The sequence below is a fragment of the Streptosporangium sp. NPDC002607 genome (assembly GCF_053592655.1).
In genome coordinates this window covers 1-15,827 of the sequence record NZ_JBSFWD010000038.1, presented here as the reverse complement: position 1 = coordinate 15,827, position 15,827 = coordinate 1, and the positions used below count along the sequence as shown (strand labels likewise).

At 70.2% G+C, this 15,827-nt stretch carries 12 protein-coding genes; 5 read left to right on the top strand and 7 right to left on the bottom strand.

Features of this window, described 5'->3' with window-relative positions; genetic code table 11:
- Nucleotides 1–191 precede the first annotated feature (191 nt).
- The 3 genes from ACWD3H_RS33395 to ACWD3H_RS33385 all read right to left on the bottom strand — a co-directional run bounded on the left by ACWD3H_RS33395 (nucleotide 192) and on the right by ACWD3H_RS33385 (nucleotide 2,184).
- Nucleotides 192–308: a hypothetical protein gene (locus ACWD3H_RS33395; RefSeq protein WP_451957817.1), complete on the bottom strand. Its 117-nt coding sequence runs from the start codon at nucleotides 306–308 to the stop codon at nucleotides 192–194.
- Between the two features lie 171 nt (nucleotides 309–479).
- Complete coding sequence (locus ACWD3H_RS33390) at nucleotides 480–1,094, bottom strand: gluconokinase (protein ID WP_355551104.1); 615 nt, start codon at nucleotides 1,092–1,094, stop codon at nucleotides 480–482.
- A 307-nt stretch (nucleotides 1,095–1,401) separates the two neighbouring features.
- Entirely contained in the window at nucleotides 1,402–2,184 is a 783-nt protein-coding gene (locus tag ACWD3H_RS33385) for an SAM-dependent methyltransferase (RefSeq protein WP_451957816.1), read from the bottom strand.
- A 1,096-nt stretch (nucleotides 2,185–3,280) separates the two neighbouring features.
- Here ACWD3H_RS33385 and ACWD3H_RS33380 point away from each other — a divergent pair.
- Genes ACWD3H_RS33380 through ACWD3H_RS33365 form a run of 4 tightly spaced genes read left to right on the top strand, consistent with a single transcriptional unit; the run spans nucleotide 3,281 to nucleotide 10,636 of the window.
- Entirely contained in the window at nucleotides 3,281–4,924 is a 1,644-nt protein-coding gene (locus tag ACWD3H_RS33380; RefSeq protein ID WP_451957815.1) for a SulP family inorganic anion transporter, read from the top strand.
- Nucleotides 4,921–7,980: a YbcC family protein gene (locus tag ACWD3H_RS33375; protein WP_451957814.1), complete on the top strand. Its 3,060-nt coding sequence runs from the start codon at nucleotides 4,921–4,923 to the stop codon at nucleotides 7,978–7,980. Before ACWD3H_RS33380 ends, ACWD3H_RS33375 begins: the two co-directional genes overlap by 4 nt.
- Complete coding sequence (locus tag ACWD3H_RS33370) at nucleotides 7,977–9,329, top strand: proton-conducting transporter transmembrane domain-containing protein (RefSeq protein WP_451957813.1); 1,353 nt, start codon at nucleotides 7,977–7,979, stop codon at nucleotides 9,327–9,329. The genes ACWD3H_RS33375 and ACWD3H_RS33370 overlap by 4 nt, the downstream gene beginning before the upstream one ends.
- Nucleotides 9,326–10,636, top strand: coding sequence for a proton-conducting transporter transmembrane domain-containing protein (locus ACWD3H_RS33365; protein ID WP_451957812.1), 1,311 nt, complete (start codon nucleotides 9,326–9,328; stop codon nucleotides 10,634–10,636). Before ACWD3H_RS33370 ends, ACWD3H_RS33365 begins: the two co-directional genes overlap by 4 nt.
- Nucleotides 10,637–10,701: 65 nt before the next feature.
- On the opposite strand, the gene ACWD3H_RS33360 is transcribed toward ACWD3H_RS33365, so the two are convergent.
- Nucleotides 10,702–11,670: an aldo/keto reductase gene (locus tag ACWD3H_RS33360; protein ID WP_451957811.1), complete on the bottom strand. Its 969-nt coding sequence runs from the start codon at nucleotides 11,668–11,670 to the stop codon at nucleotides 10,702–10,704.
- Between the two features lie 279 nt (nucleotides 11,671–11,949).
- Between ACWD3H_RS33360 and ACWD3H_RS33355 the strand changes: the two genes are divergently transcribed.
- The gene (locus ACWD3H_RS33355) at nucleotides 11,950–13,293 is read left to right on the top strand and encodes a hypothetical protein (RefSeq protein ID WP_451957810.1); all 1,344 of its coding nucleotides are present in this window, start codon (nucleotides 11,950–11,952) and stop codon (nucleotides 13,291–13,293) included.
- A 211-nt stretch (nucleotides 13,294–13,504) separates the two neighbouring features.
- Here ACWD3H_RS33355 and ACWD3H_RS33350 read toward each other — a convergent pair whose 3' ends face one another.
- Genes ACWD3H_RS33350 through ACWD3H_RS33340 form a run of 3 tightly spaced genes read right to left on the bottom strand, consistent with a single transcriptional unit; the run spans nucleotide 13,505 to nucleotide 15,672 of the window.
- A complete protein-coding gene (locus tag ACWD3H_RS33350; protein WP_451957809.1) occupies nucleotides 13,505–13,735 on the bottom strand; it encodes a zinc-ribbon domain-containing protein in 231 nt (76 codons plus the stop codon).
- 48 nt (nucleotides 13,736–13,783) lie between these two features.
- Nucleotides 13,784–14,671, bottom strand: coding sequence for a carbohydrate ABC transporter permease (locus ACWD3H_RS33345; protein ID WP_451957808.1), 888 nt, complete (start codon nucleotides 14,669–14,671; stop codon nucleotides 13,784–13,786).
- Nucleotides 14,668–15,672: a carbohydrate ABC transporter permease gene (locus tag ACWD3H_RS33340; protein ID WP_451957807.1), complete on the bottom strand. Its 1,005-nt coding sequence runs from the start codon at nucleotides 15,670–15,672 to the stop codon at nucleotides 14,668–14,670. The genes ACWD3H_RS33345 and ACWD3H_RS33340 overlap by 4 nt, the downstream gene beginning before the upstream one ends.
- Nucleotides 15,673–15,827: the final 155 nt, after the last annotated feature.

Here is a 15,827-nt window from a genome sequence, read left to right as displayed (position 1 = left end):
GAGCATATCCCGCGATGCGGCGGACATGGCGGCGTCATTGGTCTCCTTCGGCCGAGAAGGCAGAATCGGGCAACAGTTAGCGAGAATCGAACAAGCCAGAGACCTGGAAGCGCCAAGGCGCGTCTTGACCGTCGCGGCCGGCCCGGCCGGCGCCTGCGGCGCACGATGCGCCGCCCCAGAGAGGACGCGGCTCAGCTTGGCTGATCCGGTCCCGGGCCGTGCGTTATATGAACAGGCTCAGTCCATTGGGCGGCGTACCTGGAGAACAGTGGTCCGGCGATGGCGACGGTCGGCACGGCGATGAGCACGCCCAGGCCCAGCGCGATACCGAGATCGGCCTTGAGGGCGTCGATGGCGAACCAGCGGTCCCGGGTGGGGAGGGACGAGCTCGTGCATCACCGACAGGCCCGCGAGCGCGGCCGGGACAAGCCGGCCGGGGGAGGTCGTGGCGGGCTCGGCGAGCATGATCAGAACGGTGCTCACCTCGCCCTCCCGGCCTCGCCTGCGTCTCGGGGGCCACCGGGATCGGCGGGACCGGTGGGGTACGGGTCCGGTCGCGTCCGGGGGACGGCCGCCGCGGCGAGGTAGGCGTCCACGAGCTCGCCGACGGGCCTGGCGAAGTCGAGAACGATCCCGTGCTCGTCGGGCCCGAGGGGCTCCAGGGTCCTGAACTGCGAGTCGACCAGCGAGGCGGGCATGAAGTGCCCCGGACGGCCGGCGACCCTCCGGCGTACGGCGTCGATCTCGCCGTGCAGATGGACGAAGCTCACCGTCGGCGCGGATTCCCGCAGGATGTCGCGGTAGCTCCGCTTGAGCGCCGAGCAGCTCACCACCCCGCCGGTGGCGGCGTGGTCGGCGAGCCAGGCACCGATCGCGCGCAGCCACGGCAGCCGGTCGTCGTCGTCGAGGGGGATGCCCGCCGACATCTTGGCGATGTTGGCCTCGTTGTGGAAGTCGTCGGCGTCGGCGAACGGCACCCGTAACCGCCGGCTGAGGGCGGCGCCCACGGTGGTCTTGCCGGAGCCGGTCACGCCCATGACGACGAGTGGCGCGGTTCCGGGAGCCGGTGCGGCGGAATCCTCAGCGGGGTTCATTGAGAAGGGCCTCCCATGTCGCTCTGTGCGGCAGCCTGACGGGGTTGGTGATGACCGATCTGGGATCACGGTCGACAGGTGGTGCTTGAGATCGGGTGCGGGCATTGACGAAGGATCATGCGATGGCGGGCCGCCCCGGGGGCGACGACCGGACGAGTATGGGACTACACCGGAGCGTCCTCGATGAACTCGATTTTCCCGATCGTTTCAGGCGGCCGCCACACCGGTCAGGTGTCGAGGGCCGAGCCGGCCTCTGGGACGGGGGCCGGAGTGTGCGGCCGGTCGGCCGCTGAGAGAGGCAGGGGCGTCAGGGCTTGCGGGCGACGCCGCAGAACTGGGACACCTCATCGGGCTCGCCCCACGGGCTGTGTTCCGGACGCCATCTGGAGCAGGACACCACGCCGGGCTCCAGCAACTCCAGACCGTCGAAGAACGTGACGAGGTGGTCGCGGTCGCGGGCCACGATCGGGGTGCCGCCTCGCTCCATGAACTGCCGCATCGCCTCGTGCATGGCATCGCCGTGGACCTCGGCGGTGGCGTGCGCGATCACCAGGTGGCTGCCCGAGGGGACGGCGTCGACCAGGTCCCGTACGACCTGCCTGGCCTCGTCGTCGTCGGTGATGTGATGCAGGATCCCCAGCAGCATCAGCGCGACGGGTTCGGTGAGGTCGAGGGTCTTCTCGGCGGCCCGCAGGATGCGGTGGGGTTCGCGCAGGTCGGCGTCGATGTAGTTGGTGACCCCTTCGGGGGTGCTGATGAGCAGGGCGCGGGCGTGCACCAGGACCAGCGGGTCGTTGTCGACGTAGACGACCCGGGACTCCGGGGCGATCCGCTGCGCCACCTCGTGGGTGTTGTCGGCGGTGGGCAGGCCCGTGCCGATGTCGAGGAACTGGCGGATACCGGCGTCGGCGACGAGGTGGCGGACGCAGCGGCCCAGGAACGCCCGGTCGGCCCGGGCCGAGTCGACGATGCCGGGGATGAGCCCCTCGACCATGTCGCCGGCGTCGCGGTCGGCGGGATAGTTGTCTTTTCCACCCAGCCAGTAATTCCAGATGCGGGCCGAATGCGGCCGGTCGGCATCAAGTTCCACGGGCTGCCAGTCTGATTCGCGAGAGGTGCTCATGGGGGCCGGTTCCGTTCATGAGGTATTCGCACTGAATGGGATGGGATGTAGTGGATCACATCCACGACGGTCACGGCAAACCCCCTCGATGGGCAGGCCGGTGCCGGACTCGCTGCCGGCCCCTGCGGTGGTCCACGGCCTTCGGGGCGTGCAGAAGGCGGGGGCGGGTCGTCGCGAAACTCGCGTGCCCGGGATTTTCCGCGACAGTTCAGTGGTGTGAAGAGAGCTTCGGGATCTGCGTCTATGTAATATCGCTAATATCATGATAAATGCCCTGGGTGACTATCGGATTCTGGCAACGTTCCAGTAACGCTTCGCTGTCTTCCGCCTATTTTGGTGGCGAAAAGTTATATTGACGCTGACGGGGAAGGCGTGTGCTGCCGACTGGATCTCGGCGACCGGAATACGGTTGCCGGGAATCATGGAAGCGGATATGCAAACCGGCTTATCGCGCTTCATGGATATTGGCCGCGTTTGCCGTTTCTCGAATAGATTGCAGGGCTTCGTCCTGCCCTCACCCGCCAGGATTCCCAGCCGGGAGCCAGTGTGACGCCATCATCTGACAGACCACCGAATCCGCGGACAGCCGGGACCGTCCCGGTCCGCGGGTGGGCGGAGCCGCTTCGCGCGCTGAGAGCGGCGCTGGCGGTCGTGCTGTTGATGTCGCTGGTGACGGCCGTGCTGGGGGTGCCGACCGCGACCCGGGCCGAAACCACATCTCACCCGAGCGCGTCGGCCGCCGAAACCATCCCCGGCATCGGTGCGGTGCTCGGTACCGGGTTCAGCGTGCTTCCCGCTGACGGGCCGTGCGTGTTCGAAGACGACCGGCTGGACGGCGCGGACGGCCTTTCCGGCGCCGTGCCGGACGGAACGCGTGAACCGGCGCGGGACGCCGCCGTCACACTCCACCGCACCAAGCCGTCCCAGACGAGTCCGAAGACGGGCGGGGCCCGTGGTCCACCTGTGCGTACCGAGCACCTGTTCTCAGGCGCTCTCCGTACGCACCGCATCCGGCCGAGCGCGGCCGGAGTGGATCATCCCTGCCATCGTGAGGACCACGCTGATGCCCGAACGGCAAGACCCGAAGACCCATGACCGCTTACCGGCCGCGCGCCGGTTCACGTTCCAGAAATCGTTTCCGAAAGCGGATCTGAAATCCGGTTTCCTGGTTTTCCTTATCGCCCTCCCGCTCTGTCTGGGAATCGCGCTGGCCAGCGGGTTCCCGCCGGTCGCCGGTGTGTTGACGGCGATCATCGGGGGCGTCCTGGTCAGCCTGCTCGGCGGCGCCCCGCTGACCATCAAGGGCCCGGCCGCCGGCCTCATCGTGATCGCGCTGGGCGCGGTCCAGGAACTCGGCCAAGGCGACCTCGCCGCCGGATACCGGCGGGCGCTGGCCGTCGGCGTCGCCGCCGCGCTGATCCAGATCGTCTTCGCGCTGTGCCGGGTGGCCAGCGTCGGTGTGGCCATGTCCCCTTCGGTCGTGCACGGCATGCTCGCCGCGATCGGGGTCATCATCATCGCCAAGCAGACGCACGTCATGCTGGGGGTGAAACCCCATGGCGAGCGCCCCTTCGACCTGATCGCCGAGATTCCACACAGCCTCGCCCACGCCAACCCCCGCATCCTGCTGCTGGGCGCGGTGTCACTGGCGATCCTGTTCGGCCTGCCGCTGATCCGCGCCCGGTGGGCCCACATCGTGCCCGCCCCGCTGGTCGTGCTCGCCGTGACCGTGCCGGTCGGGTTGCTGTTCGACCTGCACAGCCCGCACGACTACCGCTTCATGGCCATGACCTACCACCTTGGCCCCGAGTATCTCGTCCGGCTCCCCGACACCCTGCTCGACGCCGTCGCCTTCCCCGACTTCTCCATGCTTCTCACGATGACCTCGCTGAAGTACGTGGTGATGTTCGCCCTGATCGGCACCATCGAGTCCACTCTCACGGTGCTCGCGGTCGACTCCATGGCACCGGGGAGGCGCCCCGCCGACCTCAACCGCGACCTGCTCGCCCTCGGCGGGGGCAATTTGGTGTCGTCCCTGGTCGGTGGCCTGCCGATGATCTCCGAGATCGTCCGGAGCAGGGCCAACATCGACGCCGGTGCCGTCTCGCGCCGGTCCAACTTCTTCCACGGAGCCTTCCTGCTGCTGTTCGTCAGCCTGGCCCCCGGGCTGCTCCAGATCATTCCCCTCGCCGTCCTGGCGGCCATGCTCGTCTACACCGGGACCCGGCTCGCCGCGCCCCGCGAGTTCCGCCACGCCAGGAGGGTCGGCCTCGACCAGCTGGCCCTGTTCCTGATCACAATGCTCGTCACGCTCGCCACCGACCTGCTCGTCGGCGTCGCGGCCGGGCTCGCCGCGAAGTTCGTCCTGCACCTGCTGCGCGGGGTGCCCGTCCCGGCCTTCTTCCACCCTCGCGCGCAGGCCGTCCGTACCGGTCAGGTGCTGCACGTCAGCATTCCCGGCGCCGCCATCTTCACGGCTCTGCTGCCCCTGCGGCGTACGGTGAGGCGCGCCGGCGGCGACGGTGAGGACATCACCGAGATCGTCATCGATCTCAAGGACGCCGCGGTGGTCGACCACACCTTCCTGGCCGGAACCGACGCGATGTCCAGGGAGTGGCCCGCGGCCACCCTCACCTTCCGAGGGCTCGACCGGCTGTGGCCCGTCTCGTCCCATCCGCATGCCACCAGGCGCAGGAGGCGGGCATGAACCACATCGGTATGGTCATGTACCCGGTCAGGGAGGACCGACGTGTCGCCGTGGCGGACATGGTGGCGCGAGCGGCGAGCCTGCTGCCCGGGCAGGCGCCGTTGCAGACGTTCGTCCACCACAACACCCTGCACGCCTTCGAACACCTGCCCTTCGAGAAGGCCGTCGTCCGCGCGGCGCGGCTGTTCGGCACCGAACCCTTCCAGAGCGAGGCGGCCTTCCACGGCCACCTGGGTTCGGGGCGGATCCAGCGCGGAGACCTCGACGCGGTCGTCGGGCCGGTGACCGGCGACGACATCCCGATCGTGCCGGGCGGCCCGACACGCCGCGAGTTCCACGCCCTACGGCTCCGGCACCTGCTCGACGTCCCCAGGGGCCCCGCGCTGCGCCGGCTGCTCCACGAGACGCCCCAGCTGTCCCGGTTCACCGTCCACATCGGCGAGCGGCGCCGCGCCGAGCTGCTACGACAGGCCCGGCGAGACCGGCGCGGGCCGGCGGTGCCCGGATCGGGCGCGCGGGCACCGGTGGAGCAGCTGCTCGAACGACTCTGGAACCGGCTGAAACGGGTGGCGCCACCCCCGAGAGAGGCCGGACGGCCGTCGCCGCGCCCGCGTGACCGGATCCTCGCCGTCACCGGAGCGGACCCCGACGAACTCGTCCACCCGCTGATGATCCGGCTCTGCGCGGCGTTTCTGGACCAGGGGGTCGCCTACTGGCCGATGCCGGAACGAGAACGGGGCTTTCTCGGCGCCTTCCGGCGGCTTTACGGCCGGGGCGGGGGCCCGCCCGACCGGTTCCTTCGCGGACTGGCCGCCGAGCTGAGGCGGCAGGAGGCGGAGTCCTGGACGGCCGAGCGGACCGTCGCGTGGGCCCTTGGCGAACTGGCGGTGCCCGAACGGGACTGGGCGGCCGTGATCCAGGCCACCCTGCTGTCGCTGCGCGGCTGGGCGGGCATGACGCGCCAGTTCGAGCACCGGCCCGACCGCTCGCCGGTCGAGGCGCGTCCCGCACGGCTGGTCGACCACCTGGCCGTGCAGCTCATCCTCGACGCGTACGCGGCCCGCCACGTGGTGGCCGAGCGCCTCGGCGGTCGCGCCGCGCTCACCGACGTCGATCGGCCTCCCCGGCTCGCTCCGGAGCCCGACCTGGAACTGGTGTACGAGGCGTTCGTCCTGGCCCAGATCATGCCGGTCGACACCGCGGTGTTCGCCGACGCCGGGCATGCGGCGGCCTGGCTGGCGGAGGTCAGGTCCTTCGACGGGATCGAGCGGCGCCGCCTGCTGCACCTCGCCTACGAGCGGCGCCATCGGATCGGGGTGCTCGACGCGCTCGCCGCGCACCACGCGCTCGCCGCGACGAGAAGGTCACCCCGTCCCGTGTTCCAGGCCGTGTTCTGCATAGACGAGCGAGAGGAGTCGCTGCGACGGCACCTGGAGGAGCACTTCCCGCGGGCCGAGACCTTCGGCTACGCCGGTTTCTTCGGAGTCGCCATGATCTACCGGGGGCTGGAGGACGTGCGTCCGCGCCCTCTCTGCCCGGTCGGTGTCACGCCCCGGCATCTGGTCGTGGAGGAGCCGGTCGGCGGGACGTGGCCCCCTCGGCGCGAGAGCTCACGCCGTCGCCGGGGCGCCTGGGGACGGCTGATCGCGGTGGGGAACAGGACCCTGGTGCGCGGTGGCGCGCTCGCGCTGGTGGGTGGACTCGCCCACCTGTTCGGCCTGTTCGGCCGCTGCCTTCTCCCTCGCCTGTCCCACAGCTGGTCCCGGCGGCTCGGGGCCGGCGCGGCTGCCGGGCCCGTCACCCGGCTGGCCGTCGAACGGGTCCTCACGGGCACGAGCGGTGACGGCCCGCTCAGGGGTTACTCCGTATCGGAGATGGCCGACGTGGTGTCGGCGGTCCTGCGGACCACCGGGCTCGGCCGGGCTCTGTGCCCCGTGGTGCTGGTCGTCGGGCACGGCTCGTCCAGCCTCAACAACCCGCACGAGTCCGCGCACGACTGCGGCGCCACCGGTGGCGGGCGTGGCGGTCCGAACGCGCGCGCGTTCGCCGCGATGGCCAACCACCCGGGGGTGCGCGCGAACCTCCGCGATCGGGGGATCCACCTGCCGGAGGGCACCTGGTTCGTGGGCGCGTACCACGACACCTGCGACGACTCGATGACCTACTACGACGAGGACCTGGTGCCCGAGCGGTGCCGCGCGGAGGTCGGCAGGGCTCAGCAGGCCGTGGCCGCCGCGTGTGTCCTGGCCGCGCACGAGCGGTCCCGCCGTTTCGAGTCCGCGCCCGCGGACCTCTCGCCCGGTGACGCGCCGGTCCACGTCGGGACCCGCGCCGTGGACCTCGGGCAACCCCGGCCCGAGTACGGGCACGCCACGAACGCGGTGTGCGTGGTGGGGCGGCGCTCGCGGACCCGCGGGCTCTTCCTTGACCGGCGGGCCTTCCTCGTCTCCTACGACCCGGACGGTGATCCCTCGGGGGAACTCCTGGCGGGCCTGCTCCTCGCGGCGGGGCCGGTCTGCGCCGGCATCAACCTGGAGTACTACTTCAGCCACGTCGACCCCGTCGGCTACGGCTGCGGGACGAAGCTTCCGCACAACATCACGGGCCTGCTCGGCGTGATGGACGGGCACGCCTCGGATCTGCGGACCGGGCTTCCCTGGCAGATGGTCGAGATTCACGAGCCGGTACGCCTGCTGCTGGTCGTCGAGGCCGAGCCGGAGCGCCTGGCGGCGATCCTGCGCGCCCATCCCGGCCTGAACCGGCTCGTCGCGAACGGCTGGATCCGGCTCGTGGCGTGGAGCCCGGACTCCGGCGCGATGCGCGTGTTCCGCCACGGCGCCTTCGTGCCCCACATTCCGGAGACCACCGCGTTCCCCGTGGTGGACCGCTCCGCGCGGTTCTACGCGGGCGAGCGCGGCCATCTGGGCTGCGCCCACGCGATGGCCGCCTTCGAGGCGGAACCCCCCGAGGCCTGCGACGTGTTCGACCCGATCGGTGCCCCTGTCGTCGGGCACGAGCCGGCGGGTCACGGGCAGCGGACCCGGGAGCCGCGGTGAGCCTCGCGATACACCGGTGTCTGCTGATCGCGATCGCCGGGCTGCCCCTCGGCGCGTTCCTGCTCCTGGCCGCACTCGCCTGGTGGGGCCGGGTACGCGCTGAGCGGACCGTCTCAACGATCGTCACCGTGGCCTTCGGGCTCGCGACGGTGTCAGCGCTCGTGCTCGCCGTCACCGTGACGCGCGGCGACCGTGCCCTGACGGTGCCGGTGACGATGCCGGCGGGCGCCTGGTTCGGCGGCGGAGAGTACGGGTTCCACCTGCTGCTCGTGGGTGACCGGCTCTCGCTTCCCTTCGCCGCCCTCACGGCGCTCCTGGTGGGTCTCATCGGTGTCTTCTCGCAGCGGTACCTGCACAGGGAGCCGGGATACCTGCGGTTCTACCTGCTTCTCGCCCTGTTCGGGGTCGGCGTCGAGACCGTCGCCCTGTCGGGCGCGCTTGAGCTCGCCTTCGCGGGCTGGGAACTCGCGGGGCTGGCCTCGGCGCTGCTGATCGCCTTCTTCCACGAGCGGAAAAGGCCGGTGGAACACGCCCTGCGTGCGTTCCTGACCTACCGGGCGTGCGATGTGGGGCTGCCGGCCGCCGTCGTGTGGCTGCACCACACCACCGGCGTGTCCACGGTCACCGGCGTCCTGCGCGACGGAGGGTGGGCGGGTTTCGAGGCGCCCGCGACCACTCAGGACGCGGCCCTGATCGGGATCCTGCTGCTGTGGGCGGCGATGGGGAAGGCCGCGCAGGTGCCCCTCGGGGGATGGCTGCCCCGCGCCATGGAGGGGCCGACGCCGTCGAGCGCCATCTGCTACGGAGCGGTCTCCGTCAGCATGGGCCCGTACCTGCTGCTGCGCACCGAGTCCGTGTGGGCGGGGGCGACGGCGGCGCGGATCGCGGTGGTCGCCGTCGGCGCGCTGACCGCCGTCCACGTCACCCTGTCCGGACGTGTCCAGACGGACATCAAGAGCGCGCTGGCCTACGCCTCGATGACCCAGATCGGAATGATCATGGTCGAGGTCGGACTGGGGCTGCGCTACCTCGCGCTGGCACACCTGGTCGCGCACGCCGTGTCGCGCAGCGCCCAGATCCTGCGCTCGCCCAGCCTGATCCACGACCATCACCACCTGGAGCGGATGACGAACGGGCCGCTACCGCGTACCGGAAAGCACCTGGAGCGCCTGATTCCCCGGGCGGCGCAGGCATGGCTGTACCGGTACGCGCTGGAAAGGGGCTACTTCGACGCCTGGCTGCGGGACTACGCGGTGGGCGGGTTCGTGCGACTGGTCCGGCGGGCCGACTCGCTGGACGATCGCTGGGCGCGGTGGCTGAGCTGTGGCCGAGGGGAGCGGAAGTCATGATCGCACTGGTTCCGCTGCTGGTGGCGGCCGTTCTCCTGGCCGCGTCCTGCGCCGTCGCCAGGACCGTTGACCGGCGGCGCGCGCGCCACGTCGCGGTGGTCTGCGCCACCGCCGCCGCCTCCGTCGCGACGCTGTCCGCCGCGCCGCCCCTGGCGGGCCTGCTCGCCCCGCTCACCGGAGGTCACCTGTGGGGCCTGCTCGTGGCGGTCGTGCCGGACGGTGCCGCCAGGTTCGCGGGCATCCTGACCTGCCTGGCCGGCCTGCTGGTGGTCGCGATGAGCCCGCTCGCCGAACACCCGCCGGCGACCCTGGCCCGGATACTGCGCCTGCTGGCCGCCTCGTCGGGTTTCGGGGCCGTGGGGCAGGGCGGGGCGACGGTCGCGCTGTGGGCGCTCTCGGCCTGGCTGGTCTGGGCCGAACTGCGCCGGTGCGACGACGGGCTCGCCCGCCTGTTCGCCGCCTACCACGTGCCCGGCGTGCTGCTCCTCGGCGCGGGCACCGCGCTGGCGGCGACCGGCCACGAGGAGGCGGGGGCGATACTTGTCGCCCTCGCGCTCGTGATCAGGCTCGCCCTGGTGCCCGCGCACGGCTGGTACCCCAGGTTTGTCGAGCGGGCTCCGATGGGGGTGGTGGTCGCGTTCGGCATCGCACCGCTCGGCATGCTCACCCGGCTCGACCTGCTCTCCGCGTTCCCCGCGCAGGAGGTCGCCTCGCTCGGTGTCCTGACCGCCGTCGCGGCCGCGGTGCTCGCGGTGGTGCAGGACAGGGCGAGGCGGGCGCTGGCCTTCCTCATGATGAGCCAGGGCGGGCTGGTCGTGTTCGGGCTCGGCGGCGATTCACCGATCGCGGTGTCCGGGGCGCTGCTGACCTGGCAGGCGTCGGCCCTGGCCCTGCCGGGATTCGCGATGTCCCTCGCCGCGCTGGAGGCTCGGCGGGGACCGCTGTCACTGGCGACCCCCGATGGGAACTTCGCCAGGACCCCGCGCCTGGCCGTCGCGTTCCTGCTGTGCGGCCTCGCGGGCGTCGGTTTCCCGCCGTCCCTCGGATTCGCCGGTGATCACCTGCTGGTCCACGGTTCGGTCACCGGTTTCCCGCCGGCCTGGCCCGTGCTGCTCGGTGTCGTCGGCGTCAACGGGATGACGGTGATGAAATGCTTTCTCACCCTCTTCGCGGGCAGCCGCGCCCACTACGGCGAACGCGACCTCGTCCCGCTCGAGGCCTATGCCCTCACGATCGTCATCGGTACGCTCCTGATCGGCGCGGCCTTCCCGGTGACGCCGGGATCCGCGTGGTTCGGTGGCTCGTAAAGCGCGGCGGGGGGCCGTTCCCCGGTAAGAGGGCCGGTCGTCGGGTACTGCCGGCGGAGGTGGAATCAGCTCCAGGGAAGCGCGCCGCGCTCGGCCCAGTAGCTCTCCGGGGTTTCCGCCAGTCCGGCGAGCCGCTCGTCGAGCTCATGGTCCCAGCCGGTCTCGACCGCGCCGAGGTTGTCGCGCAGTTGCCCGGCCGAGACCGCGCCGCTCAGCACCACCCCGGCCCACGGCCGTGCCAGTACGGCGGCCAGCGCGAGCGCGTCCGGTGTGGTGTCCCGCTCGCGCGCGGCGGCCAGGAGTGCGGCGGGTGCCGCCTGGGCGGTCAGCCGGCCGTTCGCCACGCCCTCCTTGACGATCACGCCCAGCCCCGCCTCGTGCGCCCGCGCGAGTGCCTCACCGGCCGAGCGCTCCAGCAGGTTCCACGTCGACTGCACCGTGTCGAACAGCCCGGCTCCGATCGCCCGATCGATCGTGTCCGCCTGGCGCGGCCCGCTCGTCGACAGACCGATCGCCACTCCCTCGGCCCGCAGCGCGCGCAGCCGGTCGAGCACGTCCTCGTCGTCGAGCACGCCGCTCTCCACGGTCGCCGAGTGGATCTGGTAGAGCGACAGGTGCTCGCCGAGCAGCGCGCGTGTCTGCTCCAACTGGACGCGCAGCCGGTCGGCGGTGAGTTCCTTCACCTCGTGCCGCTCGGCGTCCAGACGCCAGTCGCCGACGTAGGCGTATCCCCACTTCGAACCGATCGTGACCGCTCCCGGGGCGATCCCGCGCTCGCGCAGCCAGCCGGCGAGGAACTCCTCCGCCCGCCCGTACGAGCGCGCCGTGTCGAGGTAGCGCACCCCCGCCGCCCAGGCGGCGTCGAGTACGGCCCAGGTGCGTGACCGCATCACGGCGATGTCGCGGTCGTCGCCGAGGTCCTCGGCGCGGCCGAGTGTGATGTAGGCGGGACGGCCGAGTGCGGCCAGGCCGAGACCGACAGGTGTCACGGTCAGACCGGTCTGGCCCAGAGGGCGTCGGACCAGCGAGTTCATGACCGCCAATATATCGGCCGCCAGATCCGGGGGCGTCGCGTGAGGTGCCGCCAGGCCACTGGCTATACACCGAAATATCTGTATATGCAATTCCCGATAGCCGACGGGTGTCGTTTGTTGCCGGATTTGTGGCCGATATCTGCAATATTAGGTTTTTTCGCCTGACTTCCTTTAGTTCAAGCAATTTCTGGACTTATGGCGTTCTGGGATTGAAAGTAGAAAGCAGCGTGGTCGGAAGGGATATGGAGATGTTCCGGCTGGAACGACCTTGGAGGGCGTATGGGGAAGTGGCGGGTCGCGATCGTCGCGGTGCTGGTGCTGTTCGTCCTGGGAGCGGCCGCGCCGCCCCAGGCACCGGCGGGGAAGTCGTACGAGGTGTGGCTGGTCGACCAGTCCAACACCGACGGGCTCTCCTACGGCGGCGCGGTCAACGTGTACTCCGGAGCCGAGGTCACCCACCGGCTGTCGGCCGCGCGGCCCGTCCACGTCATAGACCTGAGCGGTGCGACCTCGTCCCTCTGCCTGGCGAGCACCGGCAGCGTCCCCGTACGTCCCCACATGATTGTTTTCAACAAGGCCGACACCCACGCCGCGCTCGCCTTCGTCGCCAGCGGTCACGTGGTCGTCTTCGACGCCGCCGCCCGGCAGCCGCTCGCCTGCTTCCTCACCGAGGCCGGGGCGGGAGGGGTCCGGCAGGCCCATGCCCTCTGGCCCACCGAGGACGACAAGTACCTCGTCGTCTCCAACCAGAACGGCAAGAAGCTGGAGCGCATCAGCACCGACTACGCGTCCGGCGCCTTCGTCCAGCAGCCGGCCGCGACGGTCGACCTGGCCGGATGCACCACCCCGAACGGGATACCGTGCCAGGCACCCCAGCTCCGCCCGGACAACGCGCCGATCTGCCCGTTCATCGCCTCGGACAACGGCCCGGTCTTCGTCAGTCTCCGGGGCGGCGGGATGCTCGTGGTCGACTGGCGCACGACGCCGATGTCGATCGTGGGGGAGTACGACGCGAGCAGGATCCCCGCGAACGGCTGCGGGTTCATCGAGGCCAAGGGGAAGGTCTTCGGGAACGGAGGCGGTGGCACGCCCAACCACCTCGACCAGTTCAGCGTCTTCCGGCTGCCGATGAGCGGCTACTCACCGGCCAACCCGCCGAACACCCCGGCGGTCCAGTCGCTCTTCAACGACGACTCGCCCGACCGCGACGCGCACGGCGTCCTCGCCTCCGACGAGGAGCGCTACGTCTGGGCCGGTGACCGCGCCGCCAATGTCGCCGAGGTCTTCGACGGGGCGACCGGCGCCCATGTCGGCACCGTCGACCTCGTCTCCCGGTTCAGCGCGGACCCGACGGTCGACCTCTTCGCCGTCTCGCCCGACCACGACTGGGCCTTCGCCTCGACGCGAGGGCCGATCCCGCTCTCCGGCGACCCGCACTCCTCCCACGGAACCGACCCGGGAATGCTGATCGTCAAGCTGACCGGAAACGGTAAGAAAGGCGTGGTCAAGGGCCTGATCCCGATCTCCAATGTGGACGCCGGCGGCCTCCAGCGCGCCGACGCCCACGGCATCCGCGTGCGGCGTACGGGCCCCGTCCGGGCGGCAGCTGAATCGGCACCGTAAAGCAGAATCACTATAAATATAAATAATTAACACTTCTTTGCTTGTTGGTGATAATTCCATTCTTTAGTCTGATATGTCGCTATGTGTTCTTGGCAGGGCGGCTGCTCAGGGCGTGCCCGCGTGGTGACCGCGGGGGTTCGGTCTCCGGGAGTGAGGCGGTGCCGGGACTCTCCGCCGCGCACCGGCCACGTGGCCACGCCGGACGCGGTGGTCAGCGGACCGCCGGCCGCTCCGCCTCCTCCTTGGGGACGTCGTACGAGGCCGCGCAGAAGGTGCACTGCATCCCGTACCTCGTCCGCACCGGGAACAGCGGGACGAAGAACAGGCTGAACTTGGTCACCCGCCGCGAGAGCACCTGCGCCGCCGCGTTGCCGCAGTTGCGGCAGACCAGGGTCAGCACCCCGAGCCGGTGGACCACCGTGCGCAAACCGAAGATAAGCATCTCTCACACCTACCCTGTCCCGGCCGGTCAAGCGCGAGGGGACCCCCGCTACCCCTTGTCGGCCCCCTCGTTGGCGCCGCGGATGAAGTAACGCTGGAAGATCACGAAGATGATCGCGACCGGGATGGTGGCCAGCACCGCCGCGCCGAGTTTGAGCGGATACTGGGTGCCGACCCCGAGGGAGCCGCTGACCAGGTCGGCCAGGCCGCGCGGCAGTGTGAAGAGGCTGGGATCCTGGACGGCCACCAGGGTGTGCGGGAACTCGTTCCAGCTGCTCTGGAAGGAGATGATCGTCAGGGTGATGACGGCGGGGCGCCCCATCGGCAGCACCACCGACCAGAAGATGCGGAAACGGCCGGCCCCGTCGATCCGCGCGGCCTCCTCCACGCTCACCGGGATCGACTCGAAGAACTGCTTCATGATGAACACGCCGGCCGCGTCCGCGATCACCGGCAGGATCAGCGCGGTGTAGCTGTCGTAGATGCCGAACTGGTTCAGCACGAGGAACTTCGGGATGAACAGCACCACCCCCGGAACCGCGATGATCGCGACGATCGCCGAGAAGAGCGCCTGTCGCCCGCGGAAGCGCAGCCGGGCGAGCGCGTACCCGGCCAGGGAGTCGAGGAACACCCGGCCGACGGTGATGACGACGGTCACCAGCACCGAGTTGCCCAGCCACAGCGGCATGCCGGTGTCGGCGAACACGCGCTCGAAGCCGGCCAGCGTCACCGGGTCGGGGATCGGCGAGAGCGGGCTGGCCGAGGCGTCGGGCGCGGTCTTGAACGAGTTGGCGACCTGGATGACGAACGGGTAGAGGAAGACCAGCGAGAAGAAGACCAGGACGGCGTACCCGCCGAAGGTGGAGACCAGCGAGCGGATCCCGCCCGGCCGCTCCGGGCGGACGGGGACGAGGCGATTCTCGGCCGCGGACATCATGCCCTCCTCTGGCGCGGCGTGCGGCGTTTCGCGTTCCCGCGGTCCTTGTCGCGCATGACCCATCGCTGGAACGCCGCCAGCACCACGATGAGCACGAACAGGATGAACGAGATGGCCGCGCCGGAGCCGTAGTCCAGCTCCTTGAAGGCCGTCTGGTACGACAGGAAGGCCGGGGTCAGGGTGGTTTTCGCGGGTTTGCCCTGGCTCATCACGTACACCTGGTCGAAGACCTGCCAGGTGGCGATCAGGCCGAGGGTCAGCACGAGGAACAGGGTGGGCTTGAGCATCGGCAGCGTCACGTAACGCAGGCGCTGGCGGAGGGTGGCGCCGTCCAGCATGCTCGCCTCCTCCAGGGTCACCGGGATGTCCTGGAGCGCGGCGAGGAACATCAGCATGAACGTTCCCGAGGTGGTCCAGACGACCAGGATGATGATCGTGCACATGGCCACGCTGGGGCCGGACAGCCAGTCCCACCACGACAGCCCGAACGGGCCGCCGCCGGTCAGCGCCTCGGGGGGCGCCTCGGGATCGACCAGGCCGACGGAGCCCAGTAGCAGGTGCAGCACGCCCCGCGCGTCCGAGAACCACGGGGGCCCGTCGACGCCGACGAGCGCGAGCAGCCTGTTGACCGCGCCGGAGTTGCTGAAGATGAACAGGAACAGGACGCTGATCGCCACCGAGCTGGTCACCGACGGGAAGAAGAACGCGGTGCGGAAGAAGCTCTTGCCCTTGAGGATCCGGCGGTTGACGATCAGCGCCAGGCCGAGCGCCAGGACCGTCTGGGCGGGCACCACGATCAGCACGTAGTAGAAGTTGTTGCGCAGGCTCGTCATGAAGTTCAGGCGGCCCAGGTCGTCCTGGGTGAACAGGTCGGTGTAGTTGTCCACGCCGACGAACGGCACCTGCGCGCGGAACGGGCTGCCCTGCCCGTTCCAGTCGGTGAAACTCACCCACAGTGCCATCAGGATCGGCAGCAGCATGAACAGGGTGAGGATCACCACCACCGGCGCCACGAAGAGCCAGCCCGCGATGTTCTCCCTGGCCCTGTCGCCAAGGCGGCGCCGCCACCTGCCGAATGGATGAGAACACGATCACCCGCCTTGATGTCGCAGAGGTGGTGCAGCGCGTAGTAGGCGGTGAGGTAGGCGGTAGGAAG